General features: G+C 71.4%; 6 protein-coding genes. All 6 read left to right on the plus strand.

From position 1 onward, the window contains the following. Positions 1–9 precede the first annotated feature (9 nt). The 6 genes from ACFWSK_RS28200 (at position 10) to galE (ending at position 10,541) form a co-directional block, all read left to right on the plus strand. Complete coding sequence (locus tag ACFWSK_RS28200) at positions 10–4,185, plus strand: Rne/Rng family ribonuclease (RefSeq protein WP_383791904.1); 4,176 nt, start codon at positions 10–12, stop codon at positions 4,183–4,185. A 334-nt stretch (positions 4,186–4,519) separates the two neighbouring features. Continuing rightward, positions 4,520–5,638 (plus strand): DegT/DnrJ/EryC1/StrS family aminotransferase, encoded by a 1,119-nt coding sequence (locus ACFWSK_RS28205; protein WP_383791907.1) that lies wholly within the window; start codon positions 4,520–4,522, stop codon positions 5,636–5,638. Further along, positions 5,635–6,660: a Gfo/Idh/MocA family protein gene (locus ACFWSK_RS28210; RefSeq protein ID WP_383791910.1), complete on the plus strand. Its 1,026-nt coding sequence runs from the start codon at positions 5,635–5,637 to the stop codon at positions 6,658–6,660. The genes ACFWSK_RS28205 and ACFWSK_RS28210 overlap by 4 nt, the downstream gene beginning before the upstream one ends. Continuing rightward, entirely contained in the window at positions 6,657–8,273 is a 1,617-nt protein-coding gene (locus ACFWSK_RS28215) for a glycosyltransferase family 2 protein (protein ID WP_383791913.1), read from the plus strand. The genes ACFWSK_RS28210 and ACFWSK_RS28215 overlap by 4 nt, the downstream gene beginning before the upstream one ends. Before the next feature lie 5 nt (positions 8,274–8,278). Next, the gene (locus ACFWSK_RS28220) at positions 8,279–9,562 is read left to right on the plus strand and encodes a nucleotide sugar dehydrogenase (protein WP_383791916.1); all 1,284 of its coding nucleotides are present in this window, start codon (positions 8,279–8,281) and stop codon (positions 9,560–9,562) included. Positions 9,563–9,566: 4 nt separating this feature from the next. Further along, a complete protein-coding gene (gene galE, locus ACFWSK_RS28225; protein ID WP_383791919.1) occupies positions 9,567–10,541 on the plus strand; it encodes a UDP-glucose 4-epimerase GalE in 975 nt (324 codons plus the stop codon). Positions 10,542–10,667 lie beyond the last annotated feature (126 nt).

Raw genomic sequence — 10,667 nt, forward strand, 5'->3', positions numbered from 1 at the left:
ACCGCCCGCATGCTTGAGCCGACCGAACCCGGAACCAACGGGAACACCGAAGACAACAACAGCCCCGGGGACAAGCTGCCGCCGCGCCGCAGGCGCCGCGCGGCTTCGCGTCCCGCGGGCCCGCCGTCGGCGGGTACGCCGGGAGCGGTCGCCGATGACGTCACGCCGGCCGTACCGGCCGATGACGCCGCACAGCCCGAGACCACCGGAACGGCCGATGCCGCACCTCCGCGTGCCCGCCGCCGTGCGGTCCGCAAGGCGACCGCCCCGGCGGGCGCCCCTGGCGCGGCACCCGAGACCACTGAGGCCCCCGCGGCCGCAGAGACCCCTGTGACGGCCGAGGCTGCCGAGCCCGCCGAGGCCGAGGCGCCCGCCGCCCCGCCCCGTGCGCGCCGCCGTGCGGTCCGCAAGGCCACGGCTGCGGCCGGTGCGCCGCAGGCCGTCGCCGAATCCGTGACCGAGCCGGTGGCCGAGGCGGCCCCCGAGCCCGTCGCGGACGTCACCGAAGCACCCGAGGCACCCGCGGCTCCGCGTGGCCGTCGTCGTGCCGTGCGCAAGGCGACCGCACCGGCGGGCGCCCCGCAGACCACCGAGGACGTCGTCGTGGCAGCCGCAGAGCCCACCGCGCCCGCCGCTCCTGTCGAGGAGCCGGAAGCCGCACCGGTCGTCGAGGCCCCCCGTGGCCGCACCCGGCGCCGCGCGTCGGCCCCGGCGGGCACGCCGCAGGCCGAGGCCCCCGTCGAGCCCGAGGCGGTCGTCGAGCCGGCCGCCGAGGTCGCCGAGACGGCCGAGGCCGTCGAAGCGCCCGTCGCCGATGCCGCGCCCCCGGCGCGCACCCGCCGTCGCGCGGTCCGCAAGGCGACCGCTCCGGCGGGCGCCCCGCAGTCCGCCGAGGCCCCCGCTGGCGCGGAGGACGTCGCCGAGACCGGTGAGACCCTTCCCGCGGCCGTGGCCGAGGAGCTCGCAGCCGAGCCCGAGCAGGTCGAGGAGGCTGCCCCGCGCGGCCGCCAGCGCCGCCGGGCCACCGCGGCTGCCGGCCGGCCGGAGTTCACCGGCAAGGTCGAGGAGCCCGTCCGCAAGAGCCGTCGCGCGACGCGCCCGGCCGTGGCCGTCTTCCAGGCCCCGGTCTTCTCCGAGCCGATGTTCCAGACCCCGGAGACCGCCGCTGCCGCGGCTGCCGCCGCCGGTCCCGCGGCGGAGCAGGACGAGGTCGAGGAGGCCGAGCAGGCCCCCGTGGCCGAGCCCGTGACCGCCGAGACCGTGGAGGCGCAGGCGGAGCCCGCCGAGGCCGCGCCGCAGGGCGGCTCGCGCCGCCGTCGCCGTCGCCGTGGTGAGGCCGTCGAGGCGGCCGAGCCGGTCGCCGCCCCCGTGGCCGCTCCCGTCGAGGAGGCCGTGGAGGACGAGCACGAGGCCGAGGCCGAGACGGACGCCGAGCACGAGGGCGAGGAGACGGACGAGTACGGGGACCGGCCTTCGCGCCGTCGCCGTCGTGGTGGCCGTCGCCGCCGTCGCGGTGAGAGCAACGACCTGGACGACGCCGAGCACGACGAGGCCCCCGCGGACCGTACCGAGGACGAGGCCGAGCGCGTACAGGAGCACGACGAGGACGACGAGGACGACAACGACTCGGCCGGCGGCTCCAGCAGCAGCCGTCGCCGCCGTCGCCGTCGCCGTCGCAGCGGTGAGGCCGCGGCCGAGGCCGACAACGGCACGGACGACCCGGAGCGTACGGTCGTCAAGGTCCGCGAGCCCCGCAAGAAGGAAGTGGAGCGCGAGCCCGGTACCGGCTTCGACGAGGTCCAGTCCATCAAGGGCTCGACCCGTATGGAGGCCAAGAAGCAGCGCCGCCGCGAAGGCCGCGAGCAGGGCCGCCGCCGGGTGCCGATCATCACCGAGGCGGAGTTCCTGGCGCGCCGCGAGGCCGTCGAGCGGGTGATGGTCGTCCGCCAGAGCGGCGAACGCACCCAGATCGGCGTCCTCGAGGACAACGTGCTCGTCGAGCACTACGTCAACAAGGAGCAGGCCACCAGCTACGTCGGCAACGTCTACCTGGGCAAGGTGCAGAACGTACTGCCGTCCATGGAGGCCGCGTTCGTCGACATCGGCAAGGGCCGCAACGCCGTCCTGTACGCCGGTGAGGTGAACTTCGAGGCGCTCGGCATGGCCCACGGGCCGCGCCGCATCGAGACCGCGCTGAAGTCCGGCCAGTCGGTCCTCGTCCAGGTGACGAAGGACCCGATCGGCCACAAGGGCGCCCGCCTGACCAGCCAGGTCTCGCTGCCCGGCCGCTACCTGGTCTACGTGCCCGAGGGCTCGATGACCGGGATCAGCCGCAAGCTGCCCGACACCGAGCGGTCCCGGCTCAAGACCATCCTCAAGAAGATCGTTCCCGAGGACGCGGGCGTCATCGTGCGCACGGCGGCCGAGGGCGCGAGCGAGGACGAGCTGCGCCGCGATGTCGAGCGACTGCAGGAGCAGTGGGAGGACATCCAGCGCAAGTCGAGGAACAGCGGCAGCTCCAACGCTCCGACGCTGCTCTACGGCGAGCCGGACATGACGGTCCGAGTGGTCCGCGACATCTTCAACGAGGACTTCTCGAAGGTCATCGTCAGCGGTGACGAGGCGTGGGACACGATCCACGGTTACGTTTCGCAGGTGGCACCGGACCTGACGGACCGGCTGTCCCGCTGGACCTCCGAGGTCGACGTCTTCGCGACGTACCGGATCGACGAGCAGCTGATGAAGGCGCTGGACCGCAAGGTCTACCTGCCGAGCGGCGGCTCGCTGGTCATCGACAAGACCGAGGCGATGGTCGTCGTCGACGTCAACACCGGCAAGTTCACCGGTCAGGGCGGAAACCTCGAGGAGACCGTCACCAAGAACAACCTGGAGGCGGCCGAGGAGATCGTGCGTCAGCTGCGGCTGCGCGACCTCGGTGGCATCGTCGTCGTCGACTTCATCGACATGGTGCTGGAGTCCAACCGGGACCTCGTGCTGCGGCGACTCCTGGAGTGCCTGGGCCGGGACCGTACGAAGCACCAGGTCGCCGAGGTCACCTCGCTCGGCCTGGTCCAGATGACCCGCAAGCGGGTCGGCCAGGGTCTGCTGGAGTCCTTCTCCGAGACCTGTGTCCACTGCAACGGGCGCGGTGTCATCGTCCACATGGAGCAGCCGACCACCGTCGGTGGGGGTGGCGGCGGCAAGCGCGCCAAGAAGCGCGGCCGCGGCGGCGTGGGCCAGGACCAGGTCCACGAGCACGACCACGAGCAGATCGACGAGGACGAGCACGAGATCGAGAGCGAGGCCGAGGTGGCGGCGGAGATCGCGGCTCCGGTCGCGCTGCCCGAGCCGGAGTTCGTCCCCGACGAGGAGCTGTACAGCAGTCCGGCCGAGGCCGAGGCAGCTGCCGGGCGCGGTCGTGGCCGTCGGCGTGCGACCCGCAAGGTGTCGGCTCCGGCCGGCGCCCCGAAGGCCGCCGCCGAGCGAGTGACGGCACCCGAACCGGTGGCCGAGGCCGCTCCGGTCGTCGAGCCCGAGCCGCAGCCCGAGCCGGTCGTCGAGACCTCGGTGGCCGCTCCGGCCCCCGAGGCCGAGGCGCCCGTCCAGGGCCGTACCCGTCGCCGGGCGACCCGTAAGGCGACCGCACCGGCGGGTTCGCCGAAGCCGGTCGAGACGGTGGAGCCGGTCGCCGCGGAGGACCCCGTCGTCGGGTCCCCCGTCGTGTCGGTCCCGGTCGCCGAGGCCCCCGTCGTCGAGGCCCCCGAGGCCGAGGCCCCGGCTCCGGTCGCCGCGCCGCGTGCGCGGCGCCGGGCCACCCGTAAGGCCACCGCACCCGCGGGCTCGCCTGCGGGCGCCGAGGAGGCGGAGGTCGTCGTGGTGACCGCCACGCCCGTGACCGAAGGCACTTCCGAAGCGGTGTCCGAGTCCGCTTCCGAATCCGTTTCCGACAGCACGGAGACGGACGCGGAGGCAGCGGCTCCGGCCAAGAAGACGGCCCGCAAGGCCGCCGCCAAGAAGGCTCCGGCCAAGAAGGCGGCAGCCAAGAAGACGGTCGCCAAGAAGACCGCCGCGAAGAAGACGACCGCCAAGAAGGCCGCCTCGAAGAAGACGGTGGCAGCCGAGCAGTCGTCGCCCTCCGTGACGGCTCCGGCCTCGTCGTCCGATTCCGCGCAGTCGGCCGGCTGACACGCCGACAGCCGGTCGTGCACCCACACGTGCCCCGTCCCGAGAGTCTCGGGGCGGGGCACGTGCTTTGTTCCAGAACTGATGCACCGACCGGTTAACAGCCCCGAAATGGCATTAGAAATCCCTGATAATGTGACGGGGGTTGCTGTGCTGTGAGGATCCTCTTCATGGAACTACACACAGTGACCGGGTGCCGGTGGAGGACAGACCGGCCCCGGATTCCTCGGCAGGGCGTCGGCATTCCGCCGGTGGGGTTAAGCGCGGCCTCGTAAGACGTCCCGCACCCCAGACCTCTGCCAGTAAAGAGCTCTTGCGGTGTTCAAGGAGGACGTCCATGACGAGCATCAACGAGCAGCCGATTCCTGCTGCCCGCCCGGTCATCGGTGAAGAAGAGATCGAGGCCGCCGTACGCGTGCTGCGCAGCGGACGCGTCGTACAAGGGCCGGAGGTAGCGGCATTCGAGGAGGGCTTCTCGGAGGTGGTCGACGGCCGCCACTGCGTCGCCGTCAACTCGGGCACCTCCGCCCTGCACCTCCTGCTGCTCGCTCTGGGCATCGGCCCCGGCGACGAGGTGATCGTCCCCTCGTTCTCCTTCGCCGCGTCAGCCAACGCAGTCCGTCTCGTCGGCGCCGACGTCGTCTTCGCCGACATCGAGCCCGGCAGCTTCGGCCTGGACCCGGCATCCGTCGAGGCGGCGATCACGCCGCGTACCGCCGCGATCATGCCGGTGCACCTCTACGGTCACCCGGCCGCGATGGACAAGCTCATGCCCATCGCCGAGAAGCACAAGCTCGCCGTCGTCGAGGACGCCTGCCAGGCGCACGCCGCCGCCCTCAACGGCACGCCGGTGGGCGCCTTCGGGGCCGGAGGAACGTTCAGCTTCTACCCGACCAAGAACATGCACTCCCTCGAAGGGGGCATGGTCACCACGGCCGACGCCGAGCTCGCCCGCACCCTGCGCCTCCTGCGCAACCAGGGCATGGAGCAGCGGTACGCCAACGAGATCGTCGGCGCCAACATGCGGATGACGGACGTGGCCGCCGCGGTCGGCCGCGTACAGCTGACGAAGCTCGACGGCTGGACCGAGCAGCGCCGCGCCAACGCCGCGTACCTCGACGCGCACATCAGCAACCCGGCCGTGACCACTCCGCCGGTCGCCGAGGGCGCGCGCCACGTCTACCACCAGTACACGATCCGGGTGCGGGGCGACCGCGACGCCGCGATGGCCGCGCTCACCGAGGCGGGCGTCGGCAACGCCGTCTACTACCCGACGCCGATCCACCGGCTCAAGCCCTACTGGGAGCCGGACCAGAAGGCCGGCCGCACCTGGGACCTGCCGGAGACCGAGCGCGCCGCGGCCGAGGTCGTCTCGCTGCCCGTCCACCCGTCGCTCACCGAGAGCGAGCTGGAGCGGATCGCCAACGCCGTGAACACCCTGGGAGCGAAGCTGTGACCGCCGCACTCAAGGCCGGACTGATCGGCCTGGGCTCCATGGGGCGTCACCACGCCCGGGTCCTCGCCTCGCTCGACGGTGTGACGCTGGTCGGCGTCGTCGACCCGATGGGAGACAAGAACGGCTGGGCGCAGGGCGCTCCCGTGCTGTCCACGGTCGAGGAGCTCATCGCCCTCGGTATCGACTACGCCGTCGTGGCCTGCCCCACGGGGCTGCACGAGGAAGTCGGTCTGAAGCTGGCGGACGCCGGTATCTGCGCCCTCATCGAGAAGCCGCTCGCGGACACCGTCGAGGGCGCCCGCCGCCTCGTGGACGCCTTCGAGTCGCGCGGTCTGGTGGCCGGTGTCGGTCACATCGAGCGCTGCAACCCGGCCCTGCTCTCGCTGCGCAGCCGCCTGGAGGCCGGTGAGCTCGGCGACGTGTACCAGGTCGTCACCCGCCGCCAGGGGCCGTTCCCGCACCGCATCGCCGATGTCGGCGTGGTGAAGGACCTGGCCACGCACGACATCGACCTGACGGGCTGGGTGACCGGCCAGACGTACACCTCGATCGCCGCGCACACCGTGTCGAAGTCCGGCCGCCCGCACGAGGACATGGTCTCCGCCGTCGGCAAGCTCTCCGACGGCACGATGGTGAACCACCTGGTCAACTGGCTGAGCCCGCTCAAGGAGCGCTTCACCTCGGTCACCGGCGAGCGCGGCTGCTTCATCGCCGACACCCTCACCGCCGACCTGACGTTCCACTCCAACGCCGCGGTGACGACCGAGTGGGAGGCGCTCCGCGCGTTCCGCGGTGTCTCCGAGGGCGACATGATCCGATACGCGATCCCGAAGCGCGAGCCGCTGCTCGTCGAGCACGAGCTCTTCCGGGACGCGGTGCTGGGCGAGCCGGCCGACATCTGCACGCTGCGGCAGGGTCTGCGTACCGTCGAGGTGGCGGCGGCCGTGCTCCGGTCCGCGACGTCCGGCCTCGCCGTTTCGCTGGAGGAGAGGGACATCTCGCTCGAGGGTGTGACCAGTTGACCCCACCCGATGTCACCGTCGTCGTCGCTGTGTACAACACGATGCCGTATCTCACCGAGTGCCTGAACTCGCTCGTGGGGCAGAGCATCGGTCTTGAGCGGCTCGAAGTCATCGCAGTGAACGACGGTTCGACCGACGAGAGCGGCAAGGAACTGGACCGCTTCGCGGCGAAGTATCCCGACACCGTGAAGGTGCTGCACCAGGCCAATTCGGGTGGCCCCGCGGCCCCGAGCAACCGCGCCCTGGACATCGCCACCGGACGTTTCGTCTACTTCATCGGCTCCGACGACTACCTCGGCGACGAGGCGCTGGAACGGATGGTCGCCTGCGCCGACAAGCACGACTCCGACGTGGTCATCGGCAAGATGGTCGGGACGAACGGCCGGTACGTCCACCAGAAGCTGTACACCGGGAACATGCCCGACATCAGCCTCTACGACTCGGTGCTTCCCTACACCCTGGCGAACACCAAGCTGTTCCGCCGGTCCCTGGTCGAGAAGCACGGGCTGCGTTTCCCCGAGGACCTGCCGGTCGGCAGCGACCAGCCTTTCACCATCGAGGCGTGCGTCCGGGCCAGCAAGATCTCCGTGCTCTCCGACTACACGTACTACTACGCGGTCAAGCGCGGTGACGCGAGCAACATCACCTACCGCGCCGACCACCTGGCACGCCTGCGCTGCACCGCGAGGATCATGGAGCACACCGCCGGGCTCATCGAGCCCGGTCCGCAGCGCGACGCGGTCTTCAAGCGGCACTTCGACTGGGAGCTGTCCAAGCTCCTTCAGAAGGACTTCCCCGCCCTCGACGCCGACACCAGGCGTCAGGTGTGCGAAGGCATCGCCGTCCTGGTCGACGCCTACTACACCGATGGCCTGCGCGAGGGTACGGGCGTGAAGCGCCGCGTGCGCTTCGGCCTCGCCCAGCGCGGCGCCGTCGACGAGCTCAGCCGTGCCATCCAGGACGAGGCCGAGCACGGAGCGCCGCCCTTCGTGCTGGAGGGCGGCCGGGCCTTCGCCGCCTACCCGGGCTTCCGGGACCCGGCCGTGGGCCTGCCCGACCACTTCTACGAGGTGCACGAAGGGGTCACCGGCCGCCTCTCAGCCTCCACGGAACTGGAGTCGGCCGACTGGGAGCAGGACGGCGAGGAACTGTCGCTCGTGCTGCGGCTGCGGCTCGGGATCATCGGCGACACGGACTCCGCGGTGGTCGCCCTGGCGCAGGGCGCGATGCCCAAGAGCGCGGACAAGCCCGGAGCCCGAAGGATGCCGGCCGACGCCCGACGCCCGCGTGTCGTCGGCGAGTTCACCCGGGAGACGGTGGGCGACGGTACGCGTACGCGGCTGACCGCCCGTATCCCCATTCCGCCCGCCGCGGCCAAGCGAGGCGTCCGCGTCTACGCCGACGTGGCAGGCTCGACGTATGAGATTCCCGTGCGGACCGACGGGCTGCCGATGCCGCTGGCACGCCGGTGGGGGCGGACGAACCCGCACCGCGTCTCGGCAAGCCCGAATACCAAGGGCCGGCTCGTGATCACCACGGCTCCGCTGTGGGAGAGCAAGTCCGGCACGGGCCCGCGGCTGCGCCGCATGCTGTCCAGGCTGAAGAGGAAGTAACCCCAGTGAACATCTGTGTAGTCGCGCTCGGCAAGATCGGTCTTCCGCTCGCCGTGCAGTTCGCCGCCAAGGGCCACAAGGTCATCGGCGCGGACGTCAACGAGAAGGTCGTCGAGCTGGTCAACGCGGCCACCGAGCCGTTCCCCGGTGAGTACGACCTCGACGTCAAGCTCAAGGAGACGGTGGCCGCGGGCCTGCTGTCCGCGACGACGGACACGACGGCCGCGGTCGCCGCGTCCGACGCCGTCGTGGTCGTCGTGCCGCTCTTCGTGGACGCCGAGGGCACCCCGGACTTCGGCTGGATGGACTCGGCGACGAAGGCCATCGCCGCTGGCCTGAAGCCCGGCACCCTCGTCTCGTACGAGACCACCCTGCCCGTCGGCACGACCCGCACCCGCTGGGCGCCGATGCTCGCCGAGGGCTCCGGCCTCACCCCGGGCGAGGACTTCCACCTGGTCTTCTCCCCGGAGCGGGTGCTCACGGGCCGCGTCTTCGCGGACCTGCGCCGCTACCCGAAGCTCGTCGGCGGTATCGACGAGGCGTCGGCGCAGCGCGGTGTCGAGTTCTACGAGGCCGTCCTCGACTTCGACGACCGCGAGGACCTGCCGCGGCCGAACGGCGTGTGGGACCTCGGTACCGCCGAGGCGTCCGAACTCGCCAAGCTCGCCGAGACGACCTACCGCGACGTCAACATCGGTCTGGCCAACCAGTTCGCCCGGTTCGCCGACAAGACCGGCATCGACGTCAAGAAGGTCATCGAGGCCTGCAACAGCCAGCCGTACAGCCACATCCACCAGCCCGGCATCGCCGTCGGCGGCCACTGCATCCCGATCTACCCGCGGATGTACCTGTGGAACGACCCGGAGGCGACCGTCGTGCGCTCGGCCCGCGAGGCCAACGCCGCGATGCCCGAGTACGCCGTGGACCTGCTGGCCGCCGCCTACGGCGACCTGGACGGCGCCGGCGTGCTGGTGCTCGGCGCCGCCTACCGCGGCGGCGTCAAGGAGACGGCCTTCTCCGGCGTCTTCGGCGTCGTCGAGGCTCTGAAGGCGCGCGGCGCCATGCCGTTCGTCTCGGACCCGATGTACACCCCCGAGGAACTGACCGCGCACGGGCTCGTCCCGCACGAGGGCCAGGCCGTCACCGCGGCCATCCTCCAGGCGGACCACGCCGAGTACCGCGAACTGGCCGCCGCCGACCTGCCGGACGTCCGCGTCCTGGTCGACGGGCGCCGGACCACGGACCCGGCTCGTTGGGAAGGCGTTCGCCGCGTCGTCATCGGCGGCTGATCAGATGACCTGGCTGATCACCGGCGGGGCCGGCTACATCGGGTCGCACGTCGTAAAGGAGATGGCGGACCAGCAGTCCGTCGTCGTTCTCGACGACCTCAGCACCGGCCGAGCCGATCGGCTCCCCACAGGAGTGCCGCTGGTGGTCGGCACCGTTTTGGACCGGGAACTGGTCGACCGGGTTCTCTCAGATCATGCGGTGACCGGAATCGTGCACATCGCCGGAAAGAAGCAGGTGGCGGAGTCCGTCGAGCGGCCTCTGTACTACTACCGCGAGAACGTCGACGGACTGCGCACCCTGCTGGACGCGGCCACCACGGCCGGAGTGAGCCGCTTCCTCTTTTCCTCGTCGGCAGCCGTATACGGCATGCCGGATGTCGACCTGGTCACCGAAGAGACCCCCTGCCAGCCGCTCAGCCCGTACGGCGAGACCAAGCTGGCGGGCGAGTGGATGGTGGCCGCGGCCGGACGTGCACACGGAATGGCCACGGCCTCGCTGCGGTACTTCAACGTGGCCGGGGCTGCCGCAGCCGAACTGGGCGATGACGGCATCTTCAACCTGGTGCCGATGGTCTTCGAACGTCTCGCCGCCGACGAACCGCCCCGCATCTTCGGCGAGGACTACCCGACCCCGGACGGCACTTGCGTTCGCGACTACATCCACGTCGAGGACATTGCCTCTGCGCATGTGGCCGCGACACGACGCCTTGCCGAGGATGCCGGTGCCGCCCTGGTACTCAACATCGGCCGGGGGGAGGGCGTCTCGGTCGCGGAGATGGTCGACATCATCCTCGACCTCACCGGCCGCACTGATGTCCGCCCAGTGGCCGAGGCGCGCAGACCGGGGGACCCGGCCCGGGTGGTCGCCGCGGTGGACGCCAGCGCCAAGGAGCTGGGCTGGTCGGCCCAGCACGGCATACGCACCATGGTCGAGTCCGCCTGGGCGGGGTGGTGCCTCCGGCACGGGCGGCCCGGCTGACCGGGCGGCGCGCGGACAGGACGGAGGGCCCACACCCCACGGGGTGTGGGCCCCCCCTGCGGTGACAATCACGGACGCCGGTGTGAGCCCCGGAACCACGGCGCGAAGTGGATATTGGCGGCGGAG

It is taken from the genome of Streptomyces sp. NPDC058620 (assembly GCF_042717135.1).
Taxonomy (GTDB): Bacteria; Actinomycetota; Actinomycetes; order Streptomycetales; family Streptomycetaceae; genus Streptomyces.

Bases quoted from the DNA above. Each gene is read 5' to 3' on its own strand.
- ACFWSK_RS28200 (WP_383791904.1), top strand. From the start codon at position 10: ATGCTTGAGCCGACCGAACCCGGAACCAACGGGAACACCGAAGACAAC.
- ACFWSK_RS28205 (WP_383791907.1), top strand. From the start codon at position 4,520: ATGACGAGCATCAACGAGCAGCCGATTCCTGCTGCCCGCCCGGTCATC.
- galE (WP_383791919.1), top strand. From the start codon at position 9,567: ATGACCTGGCTGATCACCGGCGGGGCCGGCTACATCGGGTCGCACGTC.